This window comes from Nocardia vermiculata NBRC 100427, from assembly GCF_001613265.1.
In the GTDB taxonomy this organism is placed as follows: Bacteria; Actinomycetota; Actinomycetes; order Mycobacteriales; family Mycobacteriaceae; genus Nocardia; species Nocardia vermiculata.
Genome location: NZ_BDCA01000032.1, coordinates 45,868 through 67,032, shown reverse-complemented (window position 1 = coordinate 67,032; position 21,165 = coordinate 45,868). Strand labels below are relative to the sequence as shown.

Here is a 21,165-nt window from a genome sequence, read left to right as displayed (position 1 = left end):
GCCATTCAGCCGGCGGCTGCGGCAAGATTGCGAGCGCTGTTCAGTAACGTCTCGATCACCGCGCGCCGCTGCGCCTGTTCCGTCGGATGCGTCAGCAAGCCCTCGACAACGAAAACGCCGATCGAGATCAGCGGATCCACTTCCTCTGCGGGCACGCCGAGCTCGATCAGCTCTGACCGGAACAATCCCTCGGCCAGCGCGTGGAACTGCTCGTGCCACTCCCGAATGGACGCGGACACCTCGGCACGTGTGTGCACTGTGCTCACCAACCGCCCCAGCTGCTCCAATTCCGCGACCAGCCATAGCAGTCGATCAGCCAGCCCCGAGCCCAGAACTTCGTTGTAGGAGGCCATCGAGTCGGCCAGGACCGCGTCCAGGACCGCGATCAATACCGCGTCCTTGTCCTGGAAGTACCAGTACAGCGTGTTGGACACCACTCCGGCGTCCCGGGCGATCCGTGTCATCGACGCTGCGTCGTATCCCTCCTCGACGAACAACCGCCGAGCAGCCACCACGATCTCCGCACGCTTCTCTTCTCGATCCTGTGGACGTCTGTTGCGAGGCATCTCCAGTCCTGACCTAGTTCCAGCCCCGATGCTATCTTGACCAGTCGCCAAGAACGGTCCCGACAGGGAACTTCAGAAGGTGCGCAGCGGAAGCCGCGGTGCACTGGCCGACGCGAACTACTCAGGGTCGGCCGCTACGGCCGTGCTGCTGGACCATCCCCTGACGGCCCGATGCGCTCGGAGCGTGAACCGGGCAATCCTGCCAAGAAGACTGAATCACGTGTTGCTGCCGAGCATTTCGGCCGTCAGCACGTTCCCGCCGACTCCCCACCCTCCGTCGACGACCTCGTCGACGAGGACAACGGTGGTCGCGCGAGCGCGTTCGCCGTAGATCTCGACATACAGCTCGGTGGTGCGTTCCACGATCTTGCGCTTGTCTTCGTCGTCGATGGTTCCCGCGGGGACTTTGAAGTTGGCGAATGGCATGGTGATCTCCTTATGTGGTTGGTGGTGGCGGTCTCGGCGTCAGATCATTCCGCCGTTGGCGCGCAGGATCTGACCGTTGATCCAGTGCCCCTCGCGACTGGTGAGGAAGGCGACCACGCGGGCGATGTCTTCCGGGGTGCCCAGGCGTTCGAGCGGCGGAGTCTTGGCGAGCGTGGCGATCTGTTCCTCGGTCTTCCCTTCGAAGAACATCGCGGTGGCGGTCGGGCCGGGCGCCACGGTGTTGACGGTGATGTCGCGGCCGCGTAGTTCCCTGGCCAGGATCAGTGTGACCGCTTCTACGGCGCCTTTGCTGGCGGCGTACGCGCCGTAGGTGGGGAACTGGGTGCCGACCACGGATGTCGAGAAACTCACGAACGAGCCGCCGGCGCGCAGCCGCCGCGCCACTTGCTGGGCAACGACGAAGGTGCCGCGGATGTTCACGCGGTGCATCGCGTCGAGCACATTCAGATCGAGATCGGCGATGGTGGACAGGGCGAGGCGGCCCGCGGAGTTGACGACGATGTCGACGCCGCCGAACTCGGCTTCGGTGCGGTCGAACAGGGCGGAGACGGCGTCTTCGTCGGCGACGTCCGCCTGGACAGCGATCGCGGTGCCGCCTGCCGCGGAGATGGCGGCCACGGCTTCCTCGGCAGCGGCGGTGTTGCCCGTGTAGTTGACGACGACGGTGCTGCCGCGGGCCGCGAGCTCGAGCGAGATCGCCCGCCCGATGCCACGGGAACCTCCGGTGACGACGGCAACCCGTCCGGCCTTTCCTGATGCGGTGTCGGTGGATGTCATGTCTTCACTATCGGCGGCGCGGGCGGCGGGTACCAGGGGATCCCATCCCCTGTGTCGCAGGCCCTACGTGGCGCAGACTGGATGTCATGAGCATCGCGAAGTACTCCGAGCTGGGTGCGTTCCTGCGGTCCCGGCGTGAGCGGATTCGGCCCGAAGAGGTCGGGTTCGTCTCCGGGGCGCGACGGCGCGTGCGTGGACTCCGTCGCGACGAGGTGGCGCAACTCGCCGGAGCGTCGGTGGATTACTACAACGAGCTCGAGCGTGGGGCCGGGTCGCAGCCCTCGGAACAGATGCTGGCGGCGCTGGCGCGCGCCCTGCGGCTGACTGTCGACGAGCGCGACCATATCTATCACCTCGCCGATCGTCCGGTGCCGCGGGACGGAACCGCGAGCTCGCACGTCCATCCCGGGATGGTCGACCTGCTCACCCGGCTGGTCGGGACACCTGCCCAGGTGATCACCGACCTGCATGTCACGCTGGTGCAGAATGCTGGGGCCGTCGCGCTGCTCGGCGATCAATCCGGGCTGGAGGGCATGGCGGCGAGCTTTGTCTACCGCTGGTTCACCGATCCAGGAGCCCGGCAGCTCCACCCCGAGAGCGACCACGAAACCCAGTCCCGGGCCTTCGTGGCTGATCTGCGGGCCGCCGCCGGTCGTCGCTCGGCGTCGGATACCGAAGCGGCTGCGCTCATCTCCGAATTGCTGAGCTGCTCCACCGAATTCGCGGAGCTATGGACGGCTCACGAGGTGGCGTTCCGTCGAAACGACCGCAAACGTATCCTTCACCCGTCCCTCGGCCTGATCGAAGTCAACTGCCTCAATCTGTTCAGCGAGGACGGCCGACAACGGCTGCTCTGGTTCACCCCGGCCATCGGCACCGACAGCGCGGACAAGCTGGACCTGCTCAGCGTGGTCGGCACACAGGAGTTCACCCACCTCCAGTGACCAGCGGCAGTGCGCTCAGCGCAGGACTTCGGCGATGTCTGCGGCGGCGGTCATGATGATCAGGGTCGGGACGAGTTTCGGGGCCGGTATCCGGTAGGAGCCGCGGCCGTGTTGTTCGATCACTTTCGCCGATATCAGCGCGCGGACATGGTGATACAGCTGTCCTTGCGAGGTGAGGCCAGCGGCATCCGCGAGTTCCGCACCGGTCCGTGGGCCGTCCAGCAGCGCCTCGACCAATGCCTGTCGGACCGGATGGCCCAGGGCTGCCAGGACCTCGACCCGGTCGTGCGCGGGCAGTGTGCGGATCGCGGTGGCGCTGTAGCGGATCGTCCAGTCCACCGGGCCGCCGAAATCGACGCTGCCGCCGTATTCGACGAAGCCCCGCTCGCCGCGGTCGGCGGGCGCCGGTCCTTCTAGGGCCGCGATCCGCGCCTCCAGCTCGGCGAGTTTGGCCTCGACGTCTGTCACGGTGCAGTCCTGGGGCCCGCCGCGGATTCGGCCGGGCCGGAGGGGGTGTCGGTCATACCGCGCATGCTAATCGGCGCGCCGTCTCCGGGTCCGCCATGGCGCCGACCAGCACTTGCTGCTGGCTCAGGGTTGTCATCGCTTCCGCCCAGAGGTCGACGGGCATGCGATGGTCGAGCAGCACGGCGGTGGCCACCGTCCCGTCCGCGGCTCGTAAGTAGATCGCGTCCGCCAAGACACCGGGGTAGCTTCCGCCCTTGAAACCGATCGCCTCGTACCCGGGTGGCGGTTGCTGCCATTCCAGTTGCGCCCGGGCGATGTCGGCGCCGGCGCCGAAGCTGCCGTCGGCGAGGGCTCGGTGCATGGACGCGAGCCGGCGGGCGGACGCGGTAGCCGTGGTTTCGGCCCATCGGGCTTGCGCTTGCGGTGCGGGAAGCGGCCGGGACCGGATATGCGCGCCGTATGCGGGGTCGTAGGCGTAGCGGCGGGCGGTGTCCCACTCGTCGCCGCCGGGCTCGAGCAGCCGGATCATCTCGCCGAGCTTGCTGGATGGGCGGTACTCTTCCCATCCGCCCGCGGCCGCTGCGTCGATCATCGCCAGGTCGCCGAGGCGTTCGCGCAGGTAGTCGGGTACGGCGTTGTCACTTTCCCGGATCATCGCACTGACCAGCTGGTCCAATGTCACGGCTTCCCCGCCGAGCCGGGCCCGCGCCCGATCGTGGGCTCCCCCATCGGTTCCCGGTAGATACCACCGTTCCCACTCGGCGACCGGCACCCGCTCCTGCGGGTCGAGTTCCCCGTTCGCGACCGCACGCGCATAAGCCGCCAGCGGCACCACCTTGTTCGCCGACGCCGTCGGCTGCGGCTCATCGGCCCGCCGCTGCACGACGTTCCCCTTCCCGTCGTCCACGTACACGGAGATGGTTTCCGGTTCCGCGTCGATACGCCCCAGCCACCCGTCGGCCGAGCTGACGCCCGGTTCCGGTGATGGCCCGCATGCCTGCGCCGCCGGCTCTGTTCCCGAACATCCCGTGGCCAGTGGAATCACCATCGTGGCCAGCGCCATCCGAATCCGCATGTACAATCTCTCTTATTCCGGAATTCCGAACTAACGAACAAGATGACTGTATCTGCACCAGGGCGACGCTGGGCTCGCGTCGGTGAAGAAGCGGACAGGGATATGTCACGCAGGGGTGCTGAGCGGCGGATGCTCGAGCACCCGGGGCTTGTATTCGACCAGCTGGATACCGCCGTCGAAGGTGCGGTGCTCGGTCATCTCGAGGGCGACGTCCGGGTAGCCGTCGTAGATGCGTTCGGCGCCCGTCGCGCCGGTGATCACCGGGAACATCACGACCCGGAAGCGGTCGACGAGCCCGGCTCGTAGCAGGGACCGGGACAGGCTGAGGCTGCCGATCGTGCTGAGGAGCCCGGAGCCGTTCGACTTCAAGGCGCGGACCGCCGCCACGGCATCGTCGCGGACCAGCCTGGAGTTGGCCCACGTCAGTGGCTCCTCGAGCGAGGAGGAGAACACCACCTTGGACGCCTGCGTGAGCTCGTCGACCGACGACTCTTCTTCCGGCCTGAACTCGTCTTGACCACCCGGGACCTCGCCTGCGGCGAATCCCGACATCAGTCGGTAGGTATTCGCCCCCATCAGATAGGTGACCTCGGGCTGTTCGCCGAGCCACGCGAGATACTCCGGGCCCTCGAGGCCCCAGAAACCGGGCCATCCCGCTCCCGACGCGTAGCCGTCGAGCGAGGTGATGAAGTCGACGAGAAGCTCCGACATGGTGGCGTCCTTTCCTAGGGTGTCATGAGCTTCGACCGGACGAGCGTGCAAAACTCATCGGGCGCGCGCCCGCCTCGACCCGATGGCCTGCCGCCCCCGCCTCGTCACGGTCGGAGGACGTTCTCGGGGAAGCGGCCCTCCCAGTTTCCGGGCGGGTCGTAATTGGCGACCACATAGGTCTCCCCCGACTCCGGCTCACAGACGCGCGCCACCCCCATCCGCTCGGTTCCCTTCCAGACGACCTGGGTGAAATGGCCTGTCTCCATGCTGAATCCGGGTTTGTCGTAGTCGTACACCGCTTCTTCCTCGTCGGCCCAGGCCCGGAAGGCGGATTCCGCGCCGGCGAAGGTGCCACCGTTGCCGCTCATCATGTACAGGTTCTCGCCGAACTTGTTGTCCGGACGATGTTCGAAGGTGCGGGTGCGAGCCAGGCGTTGTGCCCAGTCCTCGGCCAGCCGGTTCAACTCCTCGTCGAGCTGCAGCTTCGGTGCATGATGAGTGGCTCGATAGTCGTTGTGCAGGTTCAGCATTTCCGTGCGATACGCCGCATCTGTGCACAGATGATTCGGTTCCGCGTTCGCGGTGGTGCCGACCGCACCGGACAGCGCAATAGCGACGGCGAGCAAGATTCCTGCAAGCGATTGAGTGGGGCGCAACAGATCTCCCGAGTGTCTACACGAATGAGTGCTGGAACAGTGGAGCTCGAACTCGACCGTCCCGCACGGAGACCCGTCGGGGTGCCGGTCGAACCGGGATGGCGCAACCGGTTGCCCCCATTGTTGCGTTGCCCATCGAGGTCGTATTCCCAACCGCGGTGAGGAGGTGACAAAGCCTCACCCGGCGAGGTGGTCACCGCCGAGGGTGTAGAACGCGGTGTCACCGTGGGCACTGTGATAGTCGACCGCGATGACCACCTCGTCTTGCCGGGCGCCGCCATCACTGCCCCATGCCTTGATCGTGATCTCCGCGGTCCCCCGGTCCACGGGGTCGACGCTGTAGCGGCGCATGGCGTCGTCTCGTACGCGGGTCAGGACCGCGGGATCGAGATCGGTGAACCGGAAGCGTGGGAAGTCCGAGTTGCTGCCTTTGTCGTCGGCGTCGGCGAAATCTCCGGCCTTGGCCGTCGTACTGAAATAGGTATCGCCCCGGTAGTAATCGAGTCCGAAACTACCGTCTCCACTGGTGTTCAACGTGATCTCTTTGATCTGTGCCTCTCCGGCAGCGATCCCGCGGGCGGTCAATGCGTCGCCGACGTGTCGCAGGCCCGCGGGCAGATCTTCGGCCGACCACCACGGTGCGACGGTGCCGTCGCCCAGCGCGTGCAGGCGCAGGGTGGAATCGTCGCCGAACCAGGCCTCGGCCAGGGGCGGTCGGATCGCGCCGTAGATATCGTCGGTGGAGCGGGCGAGTTCCAGGCGCTCGGGGGCGCGTTCGGCCTCGGGCAGCATCCCGGCCGCCTCGGAGAGAAACTCACGCGCTACGAATCCCTGTACGTCGGCGGCACTGAAGGTGTCGCGATCGCGATAGTTCGTGGCCGCCTCGGTCACTTCCCAACCCCGGGTCCGTCCCTCGTACACTCGCATCCGGTCGCCGCCGAGATAGACCTTCACATCGACGTAGGTGTCGTAGATCGCGATCTGCAGTATCGAATCCAGCGATTCGGGTGATTCGTCGCGCAGGTGGGCCAGCGCGTCGTCGTACCACTGCCACAGCGGACGCTCGTCGGGACCGGGCACGGGGTGCACGACGGCGAGTCCGGCCGACGAGATGGGGGTGACATCCCAGAATCCACTCGGCGGCAGCAGAATCGTCGCCCACATCGCGGCAACGGCCGCTACCGCCGCCGGCACCTGCGCACGGACGGCCCGATGCTCGGTCACCGGCGCGTTGCCGGGCTCCCCCAGCGCATCCGAGGGAAGGGTGCCGTTGCCGTCGTGGACGATATCGGCGACCTGAGCATCCGACAGGTGCGCGCGGGTCTGGAAACGGAACGGCACATCACCGTCCGGGCGGGCTTCACCTGCCACGAGTGTCGAGGACGCGAGTGAGTTCGATGCGGACCGGTCCACGAGTTCCACCTGAACCGGTACCGGTTTCCCGGAGGAAGCTGTCGTGACGGCGCGCACGAACGGGCCTGCCACCGTAGCGATACCGAGTAGGCCGAGCACCACCGTGGCGAGCAGAAACCAACCACCCGAGTAGGCACCGACCGCGATTCCGGCACCCACGCACACGCCACCGGCCACCGCACGAACCATGGGATTCATCGGTGCCCCTCACCCATCGACGGAATGCATCACGAACCGGGCATATCGGGAAGCCTCGAACATGGGCCAACCATACGCAGTCCCCACGCGACGCGGTAGCGTTCCGATATGCAGCAGAGGGTTCCGCAACCATGAGCAGTGTCCGCGCGGAGCCCGAACGCGCCACCGCCCTGATCGCCCGCGCCGAGTATTCCGATACGCCGCGGCGGCTCCGCCTGCTCTGCAGTGGCGCACTGCTGGTCGGATCGGTCCCACTGCTTCCCGTGCTCGACGCAGCCGATGTTGCGCCGACCGTCGCCGTCGCCATTGCCGGTGGTGCAGTCACGGCGTCGCTCGCGTTGTTCCTCGCCGGTCCGATCGCAGGCCGCCGCACCGCGGTGCGGCTAGGGCTCGTCGACGGCCAGATCCTCATCGGCACCGAGAGCACACCCGATGTGGTGCGCCCCCTCGCCGACCTCACCGGTGTCCACCTGTCGACCGAGACGTCCGCGGAAACGCGGATCGACCCGGCCGCGCGGGATCTGCGTATCGGAGGAATCCACCACGTGCGGTTGACGTTCGCGGACGCCGCCGTCTACCGCGTCGCCGTGCGTGAAGCCGACCCCGTGGCCGCGGAAATCGTGCGGCGACTGCGCGGTGCGATTCCCGCCGGCGACGAGCAGAGCGTCGAACAACCGAGCGCAGCCGACGAAATACCCGATGGACCAGCACCTGTCGCCGATTCGGCAGGTGAGCCGCGAGTAGCCGAAGCATCCGGCATCGAACCGAGTATCTCCCCCGCCGCCGATCTCCGATTGTGGGAGGCCGCCCGCAGCGTGCACCGCAGCATCCTGTCCGAATACGGGGCCTACGAACTCGACCCCACCCGCTATCTCCGCTACCCCGGCGTCACGGACGTCACCCGCGAGCCGGTCATGGACTTTCACACCGCTCTGGCCGAAGCCCAGGCGCTCGCCACCGACACCTACCCCGATGATCCCGCCTACGCCGGCCGCTACCGTGCTGTCGTAGATACCCTGCGCCGCACCTGGATCCGCTGCGAACGCGACGGAAAAGCCACCGGCACCGAGTATCTCCCCGAAGACGACCGCAACGACCTCGCCACCGCGGCAAAGCTCTACAACCACGCCCAGGCCACCGACCACGCCGAGGAGAAGACGTCCTACCTGCGGAAGGTGCATCGGATAGTGACCGATCTCGACGCCCGGGGACGCGTGCACCTCCCGTTGCCTGTGGTCGCCGCAATCGAAAATCAGGTTCGGCTCGCCCTGGAGCCCGGCCGTTCGGGCGAGTAGACAGGCAGCGGTACTCGGCCGCGGTTACGCCGGGTCGATCGCCTCCGGATCTTCTCGCGTGCGTAGACGGCCCCGGTGCCGTTGGTATTGAGGTGGGCTGCCGTCCGCAGCCTGCAGGAGCACCTGAACGGTAACTCGGAGGCAGTGTTCCACATCACTCGCCGGTGCTGTCAGGAATTCGACGGCTGCCTTGTTCAAGGGGCACCAAACCAGACAAGCTTCACCGATTTCGCCCCGGGACCGGACCCACTTCGAGACAAATCCGGTCACGGTCTGGCTGCTCAAGGAGTGTAAATGACCACGCTGCCAACACCGCTCAGCACCGAAACGCTTCCTTCACGGTGGCAAACGGTGGCCACAGTGGTCCCCTTGCTCACGGCGATCACCGCCGTACTGTTCATCGCCTTCGCCTGGCCGTCGGTGCGGTCGTCGGTGCACGAGGTGCCGATCGCTGTCGCCGGGAATGCTCCCGCGGTCGCGCAGCTCCGCACCGCGCTCGAGCAGCGGCTGCCGGGTGGCTTCGAGATCAGCGAAGTCGCCGACACCGCCGAGGCGGAAAGACTCATCCGTGATCGAGAGGTGTACGGAGCGATCGACCTCAGCGCCGGCACCCCGCAAGTCATTCTCGCCTCCGCCGGCAGTACCGCGGTCGCCCAGACGATGCAGAGCATCGCCACCAGCCTCGGTCGAACAGACAGCGCCGGTGCTCCAGTCGCTGTACGCGACCTCGCCGCGCTGCCCGCCGAGGATCCGCGCGGCGCGGGCCTGGCCGCGGGTGCTTTGCCACTCGTCATGTGCGGTCTGCTGGCCGCGGTGCTGCTGACCAGGCTCGTCCACGGCATCGACCGTCGAATTGCTGGAGCACTGGCCTTCGCGGTCAGCGGCGGGCTGGCCGTCGCAGCGATACTGCAGTTCTGGTTCGGCTCGTTGAGTGGGTCCTACCTGGCCAACGCCGGTGCTATCGGTCTGACGATCGCGGCCACCTCCCTGACCGTCCTCGGGCTCGAATCTCTGTTCGGCATCATCGGAATCGGGATCGGCGCTGTCACCATGATGCTCGTCGGTAACCCTCTCTCCGGCGCTGCGACCGCGCCTGAGATGCTGCCGGGCTGGACCGGTTCGATCGGCCAGCTCCTTCCCCCGGGCGCGGGCGGGCGACTGTTGCGCTCGACCGCCTTCTTCGACGGAAGTGGTGCTACTCGAGCGATCGCTGTCCTGGTCGCCTGGATCGTGCTCGGTGTCGCGCTCGGCCTGCTCGGTGGCCGGCGCGCACGCCAGGCGGCGAACTCCCTGTAAGGACTGCGGTCAGAGGGCGCGGTCACTGTGGCGCTTTTCGCTGCCGGCTGGAAGCATCGGCCGGCAGCGAAGCCGATTCGCTTGGCGTCAGTGGCCGGCCCCGGGCTGGACCATCGACTCACTCGCCGCGGAACTGACGATCTCTCGCAGCACACTGACCCGACGGTTCCGCACCGTCACCGGCGCCCCACCCGCCGACTACCTGACGAGATGGCGCATGGACCTCGCCGCAATCCGGTTGCGCGACACCGACGACACTCTCGACACGATCGCCCGCTCCGTCGGCTACACCTCGGTATATGCGTTCAGCCGAGCGTTTCGCCGTATCCGTTCGCAGGCGCCGGGACAGTTCCGCAGCGCGGTGCGCGCGACCGACCGCGTCCCGACGCTACCGCTCGGATCGACCGGGTGACGCCGAGAAGATCTCATCGCCGGGCGACGGCGCCGCGCGGTTCGAGCGCCTGCGCGCGGTGGAGGTGTGGTTGGCCCCGTTCGGGGCCGGTGGTGGTGGATACCGCCGACCTGCGCAGACAGGTGCGCCCAGGTCGGCGGGTGCTTGATCCTCAGCCCCAGCGAGACTGTCCGCCGTCGAGCGGGATCGTCGCGCCGGTCAGATACCCCGCGTCGTCTCCGACGAGGAAGACGATGGCGCGGGCGATATCGGCCTCCGGGTCGCCCACTCGGCCCAGGGGAATGGAGGCGACGAATTCCTCGGCCTCTTCCGGGTTGCGTTCTGCCCACCATTGCAGGGCCGGTGTCATGGCGTGCGGGGCGACGGCCAGGGCGCGGATGCCGTCACGGCCCCATTCGCAGGCGGCCGAGCGAGTCAGGGCGCGCATCGCTTCCTTGATCGAGGCGTAGGCGCCGTAGTTGCTCGCGTCCCAGCGCACCGCGGCCGAGGTCACCATGTTGATGATCACGCCGCCGCCGCGGGCTTTCATATGCGGGTGGCACAGCTGCATCAGGCGCAAGGTGGCCAGCGGCCCCGTCGCGAACGACTGCCGGTAGGCGTCCTCGGTGATCGACAGGACCGGACCCGGCTTACAGTCGTTGGCGTTGTTGACGAGGATGTCGACCCCACCCAACGCTTCCACGGTCCGCTCGACCGCGCCGGGGAGCTCGTCGGTATTGCCGACATTGCAGGTGATCGCCGCACTACGAGCGCCCAGCTCGGTGAGCATCGCACAGGTGTCGTTCAGTTTGGACTCGGTGCGGCCCACCACCGCGACAGCAGCGCCCTCCTTGGCCAGCGCCAGAGCGGTCCCCCGGCCGATCCCCTGCCCCGCCCCGGTGATCAGTGCGACCTTCCCGTCGAGCTTTCCCATCTTCACTCCTGTTCTCGCGCAGTCCGACCGTCAGGCCGAGTCTCACCACCCGATCACCCGCCGACGGGAGCAGGTGTATCGGTCCCACTTACCGGAACACGCGTAGGCGGTGAAGTATCGACCGACAGCACGCAGATCCGGCCCCCGCAACACTAGGCTGACGCCGTGACGGAATCCGATCTCGGTCCGACCGGCCGCCCGATCGTCATCGAAGCCGCCGGTGTGCGCGCCGAGATCGGCACGGTCGCCGCGGTACTGCGTGCTCTGACCGTCCACGGTGTGGCAGTGACCGAACCGCTGCCGGCGAATACGCCACCGCCCATGGCGGCCGGAATCGTGTTGGCGCCGTGGCCCAATCGCGTCCGCGACGGACTGTGGTCTCCGGAAGGGGACCCGCAGCAGCTCGACCTGACCGAGGTCGCCCGGCGCAATGCCATTCACGGCCTGCTGCGCAACACCGACTACACGGTGCGGGAGCAGCGCAAGGACCAGGTGACTCTCGGCGCACTCGTGCCGCCGCAACACGGCTGGCCGTTCCTGCTGGACACCTGGGTGCGTTATACGTTGCGCCCGGACGGGCTGCAGGTGACGCACGGGGCCGTCAATCACGGCGACCGCCGGGCACCGTTCGCGGTCGGCGCGCATCCCTACGTGCGCATCGGGGATCACCCCGTCGAGGACCTCACGCTCACGGTGCATGCCGCAACATATTTCGAGGTGGACGATCGGATGAACCCGATCTCGGAGAATTCGGTCTCCGGGACCGGCTACGACCTGCGGGACGGCCGCCGGGTCAAGGACCTCGACCTGGATACGACGTTCGGGGCGGTACACCACCAGCGGGGTGCCGTCGCCGTACTCCGGGCCCCGGACGGCGTCGTCGAGCTTCTCCAGGACGACGACTGGGGTTACCTGCAGGTCTTCACGCCCCGGACCTTCCCCGGCCGCCCTGTCGCCCTCGCGCTCGAGCCGATGACTGCACCACCCGACGCCCTCAATTCCGGTGCGGGCCTGCACTGGCTGGAGCCGGGCGCCTCCTGGTCGGGTAGCTGGGGAATCCGGTACACACCCGCCGACGAGGGGCGTCGAGTCGGTCAGGTGCGGTGACCGAGGAGGACGTAGGCGCCTTGGGATTCCCGCAGTACGACATCGGCGTGCTCTCGGGTCGATGCGACGAGCCGGGCGTTGACCATATCGCTGTCGGCCACTTTGGCTTTCGCTCGCTCGGGGGTTCTGCCGCCGGCCAGGTGGCGGTCGAGCAGGCGTCGCTCGAGGACTGTGTCGTCCGCGTCGAGATACCACACCTCGTCCAGTAGGTCCCGAACCTCCGACCAGCCGGATTGCCGGAGCAACAGGTAGTTGCCTTCGACGACGGCCACGCGTTGGTGCGCGAAGGTGATCGCTTCGGGCACAGGGTCGTCCAGCACGCGATCGAAGGCCGGCCACCGGACGACAACCCCTGCCCGCACCGAACGCAATGCGGCGAGAGCGGTGACGAAACCGTCGACATCGAAGGTATCGGGTTCGCCCTTGCGGTCCAGCGCGCCCACGTCGGACAGGCGTTGCGAGGTCATATGGAAGCCGTCCATCGGTGCGATCTGCGCGGCGACACCCTCCCTCTGCGTCAGCGCCAGTGCCAGCCGCTCCGACAAGGTGGACTTGCCCGCGGCGGGTGGGCCGGCGATACCGAGCAGATACCGGCGATCACCGGGCAGCCGGTGCGCCAGCCACGTCGCCAGCTCGTCCACCGAGCACTCGTCGTCGGGAGTCGTCATGACATTCATTGTGGGAAATTCGTGTCCGGGGCGCGGAGTGGGGCGCCGGTTCGTCGTAAAGTTCGGTCATGGCACAACGACACGTCAGCGTCTGGCAGCCCTTCTTCCTCGCGAGCGACAGTTCCGCCGCCGTCGATGCCGCGGTGGAGCTCGAACGACTCGGATATTCGCGCATCTGGTTCTCGGGAGGGTTCGAGGAACAGATTCCCCCGCGCTTCCGTGAGATCCTCGACGGAACCGAGCGGATCGGCGTAGCCCCCGGAATCCTCAGCATCTGGCATACGGCCCCGGCGGATGCGGCGGCGTTCACCGCGGAGGCACAGCGGGTGCATCCCGGGCGCTTCCTCCTGGGGCTCGGAGCCAGCCACGCCGTGGTGGTGGAAGGCAACGGCACCGCGTACCGCAAACCGTATTCGAAGATGGTGGACTACCTCGACGCGCTCGATGCTGCCGGGATCCCTCCGGAGCAACGGATCCTGGCGGCACTCGGTCCCCGCATGATGGGGCTGTCTCGCGACCGCTCGGCCGGGGCACACCCGTACTTCGTTCCCGCCGAGCACACCGCCGAGGCCCGGCAGACACTGGGCACCGGACCGCTGCTGGCGCCGGAGGTCGCAGTGGTCCTCGAGCAGGACGCCACCGCCGCGCGTGCGACAGCCCGTCAGTACACCACCATGTATCTGGCAATGCCCAACTACACCAACAACCTTCGCCGATTCGGCTGGACCGACGACGACTTGGCCGACGGCGGCAGCGACCGCCTCGTCGACGCTCTCATTCCCTGGGGCACGGTCGAGCAGGTTGCTGCCGGGATCGAGAAGCATTACCAGGCCGGTGCGGACGAAGTGGCGATCCAGGTACTCAACGGCGGGGACGCCACCGCGTTCCCCGCCGATGCCTTCCGAGCCCTGGCAGCGGCACTGATCTGACAGCCCTGATATCGGCGGCGCCGCGGCGTCGACAATCGGCGAAGCTCGAGTGGTGCCGCCGGATCGGGCTACCGCGTCACCAGATGTCGGACCAGCACGGACGCTGCGGCAGGTCGAACACCGCCTGCTGCCCGCGCACCAGCAGCGGCATCGAGGCCCCCACGGGGAACCGCTCGTGGAACGCCCGGGCACGCCTGCGGCGAATGTCCGAGAACGTGTATTGCTTCCGTAACCGGTGGCCCGCACCGGTCTCGGGGTGGGTGAACTCGACCCGGATCCGGACACGATGCTGATCCAGGCCGTTGGTTCGGTTGATTCGCCGATAGTCGGAGTCGGCCACTCGCCCTTCCGCTTTCGTTCCGGACCGTTGCAGGTGGGTGCGCCGCCACCGCCAGCACATGCCCAGTACCGGGCCCCACAGCATCATCGCGAGTACTGCACTGACCGGAAGTGCCAGCGCGATGATCGCGTCGTTGCCCGACCACACTGCCAGCCGCCAACCGAGATTCACCACGGCTGCCACGAACAGGACGGCTGCCAGCCCGGCGGCCAACGTCCACACCAGATTCGTGACGCCGATCATGTCGCGACTGCGCCCCACCCGACATCCCCTTCTCCGCTGCTGCTGGCACCCCGGCCACGATCGGATGGGACATTACCGGACCGGGTCGGTGGACGTCAGTCCGCGAATCCCTCGTCCTTACTGCCGTATGTCTTGCGTAGGTCCGGTTTGACGACCTTGCCGCTCGCATTGCGCGGCAGTGCTTCGACGATCACCAGATCCTTCGGATGTTTGAAACGGGCGAGGTTCTCGTTCAGGTGGGGTTCGAGGTCGGCGAGGGTGAGTGTGGTGGCACCGTCGGCGAGTGCGACGACGGCCACCGGCACCTCTCCCCACCGCTCGTGGGCGCGGCCGATCACAGCGGCCTCGGAGATCGCGGGGTGCGCGTACAGGACGTTCTCGACCTCGGCGCAGTAGATGTTCTCGCCGCCGGAGATGATCATGTCCTTGGCGCGGTCGACGACGTAGAGGAATCCGTCCTCGTCCTGGCGGACCAGATCGCCGGAGTGGAACCAGCCACCGCGGAACGCTTCCGCGGTGCCCTCCGGGTTGCGCCAGTACCCCTTCATCAGATTCGGTCCGCGGTAGACGATTTCGCCGACCTCACCGGGTTTCACATCGTTCATCGTGGGGTCCACGATCCGGGCGGTCACCGCCGGTACGACCTTGCCGATGGAACCGATCTTGCGCAGTGCGTCCTTGCCCGCGAGGATGCAGGTGACCGGAGACATCTCGGTCTGGCCGAAGGCGGTCGTGTTCAGTGCCTGCGGGAAGGTCTCGTTCATCGCCGTGAGGACCGTGTCCGAGGCCGGCGCGGCGCCCCAGCTGATGTTGCGGAGTGCGAGATTGCGTGGTTTCGCCCGTTGCGCAGCACATATCGCCTGCCACTGCGCGGGCACCATGAACACCGAGGTGGTGCGTTCGCGTTCCATGATGTCGAGCATGGCGTCGGCGTCGAAAGCGCCCAGCGGATGAATCACCGCACGGATCCCCCGGTACAGGACGGGCGCGAATGCCGCCAGTCCGGCGATGTGAAAGATCGGCGGTACGACGGAGGCGACATCCTCGTCGGAAGCCCCGTCGGCGGCGTTGATGGTGGTCACCGCCTGGGCGTGCAGATTGGTGTGGGTGAGCATGGCGCCCTTGGGTTTTCCGGTGGTACCCGAGGTGTACATGATGAGGGCGACGGTGTCCTCGGGGACGTCGATCTCGGGGAGCTCGGCGGGTGCCTCGGCGAGGAGTGCCTCGTAATCGAGATGCGCCGCGGCACCGTCGCTGTCCACCACGATCATCGTCTCGATCGTGCCGGTCGCCGCGCTCACCGCATCCAGCAGCGGGATCAGCGCGTTCTCGGTGACGACGACTGCCGCACCGCTGTCGGTGACGAGGTAGGAGGCCTCGGCCGGGCTCATCCGGATGTTGACCGGAACCGGGATCGCGCCGATCAGGTTGGCACCCAGCACCGCTTCGAGGTATTCGGTGCGATTGAGCAGCGCCATCAGAATCCGGTCGCCGAACCGTACGCCGCGGCGGTGCAGGGCGGCGGCGAACGCTCGGGACCGGTCGTCGAGCGCGCGCCAGCTGGTCGACTTGTCCAGGTAGGTGACGGCCGTGCGGTCCGGTGTCATGAGGGCGTGCCGATGCACCTGGTTGTTCCAGTGGTTGCGTCGCGAACGCAACGGTTCGGTGGTGGCTTCGCCGGTCGTTTCCGTGGTGGCAGTCATGCTCACTCCTGTCCTCCGCGCGGCACACGGCTCCGAGCCGAGACGGTCTACGTGTTCCCGATCACAGTAGCGAGCGGACCCACTTCGACGGTGCGCTTCGCCGAACACCCGTATCTTGACAGCGGAAAGTTTGGCTCCGCATAATCGTAGTCGATAGCGACACTATCGATATGCCCGATGCTCGACCGCCTCGCCGAACGCGATGTGGCTTGGCGTTACGGGAACGAAGAGCCCGGAACACTTCTCACCGACCGTGATTGGCAAGCCGTGGTGACTCGCCTCGGTACACCCGGTGTCCCGCAGGACTATCTCGTACGCGCCACCAAGTGACCCCGGAGGCATGACATGGAAACCCTGATCTTTCTTCTAGCCGTCCTGTTCGGGCTCCGACTGGCCGGTGCGCTGGGTGTGAAACATCTCGGCACCTGGCCGACCTGCGCGGCATATGCGCTCGCGGCCATGCTCGTTCTCACCGGCACCACGCATTTTCTGCCCGACGCGCTGGTGGGCGGCCCAGCCCCCACCCACGGTGACTTCGTCCCGATGGTGCCACCCTTCGTGCCGTTCCCGGGTTTTCAGGTCTACCTGACCGGGGTGCTCGAACTACTCGGCGCGCTCGGTCTCGTCCTGACCGGAACGCGGCGTGTGGCCGGTGTCGGGCTCGTCGCACTGTTCGTCGTGCTCCTTCCCGCCAACATCTACGCCGCCATTGCCGATATCGCGTTCAACGGCGCACCCGCCACACCGCTGTGGTTCCGCATCCCCGAACAACTGCTCTACATTGTCGTGGCGCTCTGGGCTGCCCGTGTTCATCGCGAGGTCCCGCCCAGCCGGGACCGGGTACCGCGCGCCGCCGCAGTGCAGTGATCCCGGTCGCCGGTACCTCAGTTCATCAAGGAGCCGCCATTGAGGTTGTAGGTTTGCCCGGTGATCCACTCGGCTTCCGTCGAGGCCAGGTAGGCGACAGCGGCGCCCACATCCTCGGGTCTACCGAGCCGTCCGAGCGGGATCCCGCGGGCCAGTTTCGTCTCTGTCCGCGAACCCGGGGTATCCATGAGGCCGAGCGCCAGGCTGTTCGCGGTGACGCCCTGGGGAGCCAGTTCAACGGCGAGATGACGGATGAATCCTTCGATGCCGCTCTTGCTCGCGCCATACAGTGAAACCCCGATACCCAGGCCCCTTCGTGCCGCACCCGATGAGATCTGGATTATGCGGCCCCAGCCTGCATCACACATCGGGTCCACCACCGCCTTGATGCAATTCATCGATCCGAAGATGTTCAGCTCGACAGGAGCGCGCCAGACCGCCGGGTCCAGGGTGCGAAACGGCCCGACCGCCATTCCGAGCGCGATTCCGGCATTGTTGACGAGCACATCGATGTGCCCGCCGAGCTGTTCGGTCGCCTGGTCGACGCCGAGCTGTACGGCCTCGAGTTCGGTGACGTCGAAGGGGACCGCCACGGCCCGCCCACCCGACTCGACTATTTCCGCGGCAACCCGCTGGGCCGCAACGGCATCCAGGTCGTTGACTGCCACCGCGGCCCCCTGTTGGGCCAGCGTATGAGCCACTCCGGTGCCCATACCCTTCCCAGCACCGGTGACAAGGGCGATTCGGCCGGTCAGATCGAACATCGACTTCTCTTTTCCCCGAGGCTCAGTGGTCGCGGCACCTGCCGCGTTCACCGTGACTTGGTCCGGATCCCGGTGGTGTCCAGTTGCGCAACACCGTCAGCGGAGAAGGTGCGGCCCGCCGGACGGTTCGAGAAGTAGTGCGCCACTCGAGCATCGAGCTCCTCGGCGGTGAAGGCGCCGTCGGCGGCGACGAACTTGTGCTCGACGGTCGGTGGTGCCATGAGTGCGACCATATCGCCGTAGACCACGAACACCTGGCCGTTCACTGCCGCGGCCGCCGGTGAGGCCAAGTAGGCCACGAAGGTGGCCACTCGCTCCGGTGCCAGGGCGTCCAACGTGCGACCGCTGGTGTCGGCTTCGAACACTTCGGCCGTCATGTCGGTGCGGGCGCGCGGGGCGATCGCATTCGCGGTGATCCCGTACCGGGACAGTGCCCGGCTGGTGGCTGTGGTCAGCGCGACGATGCCGGACTTCGCGGCAGCGTAATTCGCCTGTCCCGGGCCGGCGAGCAGGAATGCCTCGGAGGTGGTGTTGACGATTCGCCCGTACACCGGGCCGCCCTGTGCCTTCGACGCGGAGCGCCAGTAGGCGGCCGCGGCCTGCGTGATCGCCGCATGTCCTTTGAGATGGACCCGGATCACATCGTCCCAGGCCTGCTCGGTCATATTGAACACCATGGTGTCGCGGGTGATCCCGGCATTGTTGACCACGATGTCGAGTGCACCGAACCGGCCCACCGCGGCGTCGACCAATTCCTGTCCGATCGCCCAGCGGCCGACGTCACCGTGCACCGCGATCGCCTGACCGCCGGCAGCCTCGATCTCGCCGGCTACCGCATCCGCGGCCTCGCCGATGTCGTTGACCACCACATTCGCACCGTGCGCGGCCAGTGCCAGTGCCTCGGCGCGGCCCAGGCCGGCGCCCGCGCCGGTCACCACCGCGGTGCGGCCCGTCATATCGATCGTGCTCATGCTCGCTCCCGAATCCCGATACCGTCCTGGTCCTGCCGCGGCCTCACAGTGCGGCACCGATGGCCGGTGCGGAGTCGAGGCCGTTGCCGAGTTCGGCGGCGACGGCATCGGCACTGCCGAGGGTGAAGGCGGCCTGCCGCCCCCAGAGGAAGTAGCGATGAATCGGGTAGTCGACATCGGCGCCGATACCACCGTGCAGGTGTTGCGTGGCGTGCACGACGCGCAGCCCGCCGCGCGAAGCCCACCATTTGGCCACCAGGCTCGCCGACTCGCCCTCGTCCTCGCGACCGCTGTCGAGCAGCCATGCCGCGCGCTCGGTGGTGAGCCGGATCGCCTCGGTGTCGAGATAGGCGTCGGCCGCGCGCACCGCCACGGCCTGGTTGGTCGACAGTGCACGACCGAACTGCACCCGCTCCGAGGTGTACCCGGCGGTCATCCGCAGCGCTTCCTCGCACACACCCAATTGCACTGCCGCCAGGGCGATCCGGGCGCGTCGCCGGACCCAGCCGACGATTCGGGCGCCGTCGCCGCTCAACTCGTCGGCCGCCGGCACCTCGACATCGGCGAACCGGACCGCCGCGGCGCTTTCGCGGTTGGTCGGGTCCACCGGAACCACCGTGACACCGGTCGCGTCGGTGGGGACCACCGCCACCGCGACCGAATCGTCCGCGCAGCGCACCGGCACCACGATGCCATCGGCGACCGCAGCCGCCGTTACCGCCGCTATCTCACCGTTCAGCACGAGCCCGTTCTTCTCGCGGATTCCGGAAACCGGAATATCCTGTCCGGGAGCCGATTCGAACGCACCGGTCAGCACCAGGGTGCCGTCGATCAAACCGGGTAGCCACCGCGCATGCTGCTCGGCGCTGCCGAACTGCGCGATCGGCAGCGCGGCACCGGTGAGTATCGGCCACAACGGGACCGGAGCCACCCGCTTGCCTTGCTCCTCGAGCATCGCGACCAGTCCGAGCATGCCCTGACCTGCTCCCCCGACCTCCTCGGGCAGCGCTATGCCGAGCAGCCCGGCCTCGGCCGCTGCTTCCCACAGGGGACGGTCGAACCCGCCTTCCCGCGTCTCGACCTCGACGACGCGGTCCAGTTTCGCGAGCGAGCCGAAAACCTGTCCGGCCAGCTCGGCGACCGCCGCGACATCTTCGTTGCGTGCGAATTCCATTGTCAGCTCCTAGCTTTCGCCGGGGTCTCGGTGCGGCGGCGGGCGGCGAGCGTCATACCCAGGCATTTGCTCGCCACGATCTCGCGCATCACCTCGTTGGTGCCACCACCGAAGGTGTTGTTCTGTGCTCGGCGGGCCAGCGTCTCGACCCGGCCCTCGATCGCGGCGCCGGCACTGCCCGGACGCAGCAGGCCCTTGGCCCCCAGCACCTCCTGCAGCCTCCCGTACGCGGTCACCACCGCTTCGGTGCCGAAGATCTTCGCCGCCGCCGAATCGCCGCCGCCGAGGGTGTTGGCCGCGATATCGGAGACCAACCGCAGGTTCATCAGATCTGCGGCGCTGAGCAGCGCGTATACCTCGGCCAGAGTGCTGCGCACCCACGGCACGTCGTACAAGCTGGACGGTCCGACCGGCTCGGTCTTCGCCCAGGCCGCCACGGCGTCGTAGAGCTCGTTGGCGATCCCGCCGCGGGCGGCGAGTGCGACGCGCTCGTGGTTGAGCTGATTGGTGATCAGGCTCCACCCGTCGTTCAAGGTGCCGACGATATTGCTGATCGGCACCCGAACGTCCTCGTAATAGGTTGCCGAGGTGCTGATTCCGCCGACGGTGTGGATTTCGGTGGCCGAGAACCCCGGTGCCGAGGTCGGAACGAGCACGATGGAGATGCCCCGATGGCGCGGTGCGTCCGGGTCGGTCCGTACTGCCAGCCAGATCCAGTCGGCGAAAACCCCGGCGCTGGTGAAGATCTTGTTGCCGTTGATGACGAGTTCGTCGCCCTCGATCCGGGCCCGGGTCTGCAAGGACGCCAGGTCCGTGCCGGCACTGGGCTCGGTGTAGCCGATCGCGAAGATGAGCTCCCCGGTGAGAATCTTCGGCAGGAAGAATTCCCGCTGCTCGTCGGTGCCGTGCTTCATCAGCGCGGGGGCCACCGTGTTCAGGGTGACCAGCGACAGCGGGGCGCCGGCGCGAATCACCTCGTCGTAGAACACATACAGCGCTTCGGGATCTTCACCCCGGCCGCCGTATTCTTCGGGCCAGCCCAGGCCCAACCAGCCGTCACTGCCCATCTGCCGCAGGATCCGGTCGAAGACCGGGCCGCCCTCGGTCTGGTCCACCAGGGCCCGGCGATCCTCGTCGTTGATGATCCGGGCGAAGTATTCCCGGAGTTCGGTGCGTAGCCGCCGTGACTTCTCGGACAGCTCGGGTTGCATGTGGTCTCCTCTGATTA

Annotated in this window: 24 protein-coding genes; 8 read left to right on the top strand and 16 right to left on the bottom strand. The window is 67.3% G+C overall.

What is annotated here, in order from left to right; all coding sequences use genetic code 11:
- Window positions 1-5: 5 nt before the first annotated feature.
- The 3 genes from NV2_RS25855 to NV2_RS25845 form a co-directional block, all read right to left on the bottom strand.
- The gene (locus NV2_RS25855; RefSeq protein ID WP_067879806.1) at window positions 6-566 is read right to left on the bottom strand and encodes a TetR/AcrR family transcriptional regulator; all 561 of its coding nucleotides are present in this window, start codon (window positions 564-566) and stop codon (window positions 6-8) included.
- 216 nt (window positions 567-782) lie between these two features.
- On the bottom strand, window positions 783-992 hold the full coding sequence (locus tag NV2_RS25850; protein ID WP_067879803.1) for a tautomerase family protein: 210 nt from the start codon (window positions 990-992) through the stop codon (window positions 783-785).
- Between the two features lie 39 nt (window positions 993-1,031).
- Window positions 1,032-1,790: an SDR family oxidoreductase gene (locus NV2_RS25845; protein WP_067879800.1), complete on the bottom strand. Its 759-nt coding sequence runs from the start codon at window positions 1,788-1,790 to the stop codon at window positions 1,032-1,034.
- Window positions 1,791-1,876: 86 nt separating this feature from the next.
- Between NV2_RS25845 and NV2_RS25840 the strand changes: the two genes are divergently transcribed.
- Window positions 1,877-2,734, top strand: a complete 858-nt coding sequence (locus NV2_RS25840) for an MmyB family transcriptional regulator (RefSeq protein WP_067879796.1) — start codon at window positions 1,877-1,879, stop codon at window positions 2,732-2,734.
- A gap of 15 nt (window positions 2,735-2,749) precedes the next feature.
- Here the strand turns inward: NV2_RS25840 and NV2_RS25835 are convergent, their stop codons facing one another.
- The 5 genes from NV2_RS25835 to NV2_RS25815 all read right to left on the bottom strand — a co-directional run bounded on the left by NV2_RS25835 (window position 2,750) and on the right by NV2_RS25815 (window position 7,255).
- Window positions 2,750-3,202, bottom strand: a complete 453-nt coding sequence (locus NV2_RS25835; RefSeq protein WP_067879793.1) for an ArsR/SmtB family transcription factor — start codon at window positions 3,200-3,202, stop codon at window positions 2,750-2,752.
- 52 nt (window positions 3,203-3,254) lie between these two features.
- Window positions 3,255-4,277 carry a serine hydrolase gene (locus NV2_RS25830; RefSeq protein ID WP_084475464.1) on the bottom strand — a complete coding sequence of 341 codons (1,023 nt, stop codon included), beginning with the start codon at window positions 4,275-4,277 and terminating at the stop codon, window positions 3,255-3,257.
- A gap of 105 nt (window positions 4,278-4,382) precedes the next feature.
- Window positions 4,383-4,988 carry a dihydrofolate reductase family protein gene (locus NV2_RS25825; RefSeq protein ID WP_067879790.1) on the bottom strand — a complete coding sequence of 202 codons (606 nt, stop codon included), beginning with the start codon at window positions 4,986-4,988 and terminating at the stop codon, window positions 4,383-4,385.
- A gap of 104 nt (window positions 4,989-5,092) precedes the next feature.
- Window positions 5,093-5,614, bottom strand: a complete 522-nt coding sequence (locus NV2_RS25820; protein WP_067879787.1) for a CAP family protein — start codon at window positions 5,612-5,614, stop codon at window positions 5,093-5,095.
- Between the two features lie 207 nt (window positions 5,615-5,821).
- Window positions 5,822-7,255 carry a hypothetical protein gene (locus tag NV2_RS25815; protein ID WP_067879783.1) on the bottom strand — a complete coding sequence of 478 codons (1,434 nt, stop codon included), beginning with the start codon at window positions 7,253-7,255 and terminating at the stop codon, window positions 5,822-5,824.
- 131 nt (window positions 7,256-7,386) lie between these two features.
- On the opposite strand from NV2_RS25815, the gene NV2_RS25810 reads away from it, so the two are divergent.
- The 3 genes from NV2_RS25810 (at window position 7,387) to NV2_RS31115 (ending at window position 10,258) form a co-directional block, all read left to right on the top strand.
- Window positions 7,387-8,550: a hypothetical protein gene (locus NV2_RS25810; RefSeq protein ID WP_067879780.1), complete on the top strand. Its 1,164-nt coding sequence runs from the start codon at window positions 7,387-7,389 to the stop codon at window positions 8,548-8,550.
- Window positions 8,551-8,844: 294 nt separating this feature from the next.
- The gene (locus NV2_RS32445; RefSeq protein WP_067879777.1) at window positions 8,845-9,846 is read left to right on the top strand and encodes a hypothetical protein; all 1,002 of its coding nucleotides are present in this window, start codon (window positions 8,845-8,847) and stop codon (window positions 9,844-9,846) included.
- The gene (locus NV2_RS31115; protein ID WP_307613578.1) at window positions 9,740-10,258 is read left to right on the top strand and encodes a helix-turn-helix transcriptional regulator; all 519 of its coding nucleotides are present in this window, start codon (window positions 9,740-9,742) and stop codon (window positions 10,256-10,258) included. Before NV2_RS32445 ends, NV2_RS31115 begins: the two co-directional genes overlap by 107 nt.
- A 151-nt stretch (window positions 10,259-10,409) precedes the next feature.
- Here the strand turns inward: NV2_RS31115 and NV2_RS25795 are convergent, their stop codons facing one another.
- A complete protein-coding gene (locus NV2_RS25795; RefSeq protein ID WP_067879851.1) occupies window positions 10,410-11,171 on the bottom strand; it encodes an SDR family NAD(P)-dependent oxidoreductase in 762 nt (253 codons plus the stop codon).
- A 165-nt stretch (window positions 11,172-11,336) separates the two neighbouring features.
- Here NV2_RS25795 and NV2_RS25790 point away from each other — a divergent pair, with 165 nt between their 5' ends.
- Window positions 11,337-12,278 (top strand): aldose 1-epimerase family protein, encoded by a 942-nt coding sequence (locus NV2_RS25790; RefSeq protein ID WP_067879771.1) that lies wholly within the window; start codon window positions 11,337-11,339, stop codon window positions 12,276-12,278.
- Here NV2_RS25790 and NV2_RS25785 read toward each other — a convergent pair.
- Window positions 12,266-12,946, bottom strand: coding sequence for a nucleoside/nucleotide kinase family protein (locus NV2_RS25785; RefSeq protein WP_067879768.1), 681 nt, complete (start codon window positions 12,944-12,946; stop codon window positions 12,266-12,268). The genes NV2_RS25790 and NV2_RS25785 overlap by 13 nt on opposite strands.
- A 68-nt stretch (window positions 12,947-13,014) precedes the next feature.
- Here NV2_RS25785 and NV2_RS25780 point away from each other — a divergent pair, with 68 nt between their 5' ends.
- Complete coding sequence (locus tag NV2_RS25780) at window positions 13,015-13,875, top strand: TIGR03620 family F420-dependent LLM class oxidoreductase (RefSeq protein ID WP_067879766.1); 861 nt, start codon at window positions 13,015-13,017, stop codon at window positions 13,873-13,875.
- Between the two features lie 76 nt (window positions 13,876-13,951).
- On the opposite strand, the gene NV2_RS25775 is transcribed toward NV2_RS25780, so the two are convergent.
- Both NV2_RS25775 and fadD5 read right to left on the bottom strand, forming a co-directional pair.
- Window positions 13,952-14,476 carry a hypothetical protein gene (locus NV2_RS25775; RefSeq protein WP_157103094.1) on the bottom strand — a complete coding sequence of 175 codons (525 nt, stop codon included), beginning with the start codon at window positions 14,474-14,476 and terminating at the stop codon, window positions 13,952-13,954.
- A 77-nt stretch (window positions 14,477-14,553) separates the two neighbouring features.
- Window positions 14,554-16,161: a fatty-acid--CoA ligase FadD5 gene (gene fadD5, locus NV2_RS25770; RefSeq protein WP_067879760.1), complete on the bottom strand. Its 1,608-nt coding sequence runs from the start codon at window positions 16,159-16,161 to the stop codon at window positions 14,554-14,556.
- Between the two features lie 177 nt (window positions 16,162-16,338).
- Between fadD5 and NV2_RS31570 the strand changes: the two genes are divergently transcribed.
- Window positions 16,339-16,491, top strand: a complete 153-nt coding sequence (locus NV2_RS31570; protein ID WP_157103093.1) for a hypothetical protein — start codon at window positions 16,339-16,341, stop codon at window positions 16,489-16,491.
- A 15-nt stretch (window positions 16,492-16,506) separates the two neighbouring features.
- Window positions 16,507-17,028: a DoxX family protein gene (locus tag NV2_RS25765; protein ID WP_067879758.1), complete on the top strand. Its 522-nt coding sequence runs from the start codon at window positions 16,507-16,509 to the stop codon at window positions 17,026-17,028.
- Between the two features lie 17 nt (window positions 17,029-17,045).
- Here NV2_RS25765 and NV2_RS25760 read toward each other — a convergent pair whose 3' ends face one another.
- Genes NV2_RS25760 through NV2_RS25745 form a run of 4 tightly spaced genes read right to left on the bottom strand, consistent with a single transcriptional unit; the run spans window position 17,046 to window position 21,148 of the window.
- Window positions 17,046-17,792: an SDR family NAD(P)-dependent oxidoreductase gene (locus NV2_RS25760; protein WP_067879847.1), complete on the bottom strand. Its 747-nt coding sequence runs from the start codon at window positions 17,790-17,792 to the stop codon at window positions 17,046-17,048.
- Between the two features lie 47 nt (window positions 17,793-17,839).
- Window positions 17,840-18,763: an SDR family NAD(P)-dependent oxidoreductase gene (locus tag NV2_RS25755; RefSeq protein WP_067879755.1), complete on the bottom strand. Its 924-nt coding sequence runs from the start codon at window positions 18,761-18,763 to the stop codon at window positions 17,840-17,842.
- Between the two features lie 43 nt (window positions 18,764-18,806).
- Window positions 18,807-19,937, bottom strand: a complete 1,131-nt coding sequence (locus NV2_RS25750; protein ID WP_067879752.1) for an acyl-CoA dehydrogenase family protein — start codon at window positions 19,935-19,937, stop codon at window positions 18,807-18,809.
- 2 nt (window positions 19,938-19,939) lie between these two features.
- Entirely contained in the window at window positions 19,940-21,148 is a 1,209-nt protein-coding gene (locus NV2_RS25745) for an acyl-CoA dehydrogenase family protein (RefSeq protein ID WP_067879749.1), read from the bottom strand.
- Window positions 21,149-21,165 lie beyond the last annotated feature (17 nt).